At 58.4% G+C, this 742-nt stretch carries 1 protein-coding gene; it reads right to left on the minus strand.

What is annotated here, in order from left to right:
• Nucleotides 1-8 precede the first annotated feature (8 nt).
• Nucleotides 9-689: an IS6 family transposase gene (locus tag IL252_RS17250; RefSeq protein WP_208629048.1), complete on the minus strand. Its 681-nt coding sequence runs from the start codon at nucleotides 687-689 to the stop codon at nucleotides 9-11.
• Nucleotides 690-742: the final 53 nt, after the last annotated feature.

A 742-nucleotide genomic window follows, 5' to 3' on the forward strand; every position in this document is an offset into this window, starting at 1 on the left:
GGCACTGTCTAGTTCTGGACCTCCTGAGCTGGCGTTCGACCGTCGAGTGCTTGGTTGGGTCGTTCGTGGTTGTAATGGTGTCTGAAGCGTTGTAACCACTGTCTGGCGCTCGACTGACTGCCCCGCCAGTACGTATGGAAGCGGTCGATTCGCATGATGACGGTCTGGAACCACTTTTCGATGTGGTTCCGCGTTCGATAGTCGAGCCGACCGCTCAATTCGTGACGCGCAAGGGCAGTCAGATAGCCACCAGCATCGACGAGAAACTCTGTGTCGGCGAGATCGTGTTTCTCAGTGAGGCGGTGGAGGAACGCCGCCGCGGGATCGGTCCCACGGTGGCTGAATAGGTCGATTTCGAGCAGTAGTTTTGAGTCGGTGTCGATTGCGGCGTAGAGCCACTGTTTCTCACCATCGACTTCGATCTGTTTCTCGTCGACCGCCACCCGCGACGGCGCTGCCGTCGGCGGGTCGCTCTGTGCTTCAGACAGCGTATGTACCCAATTCCAGACCGCGCCATGAGAACGATCGACACCCAACAACTCTAAGATCGCCACCGTCTCCCTGATCGACAGCCCCGCCGTGTGGAGACGCACCCCAAACCGCCGGACGGGTGTCGGGGTGCGCTCGTTCTCCCAAACGTCTTGACTGTCTGTTTCCAACGTTTCTCTGAGCAGGTCTGCGAGTTCCATAGACAGTTCTCGCTACGGCCTGCTCATTCCTCAATCCTCAACTAGACAGTGCC

The organism is Halomicrobium sp. IBSBa (assembly GCF_017612575.1).
Taxonomy (GTDB): domain Archaea; phylum Halobacteriota; class Halobacteria; order Halobacteriales; family Haloarculaceae; genus Halomicrobium.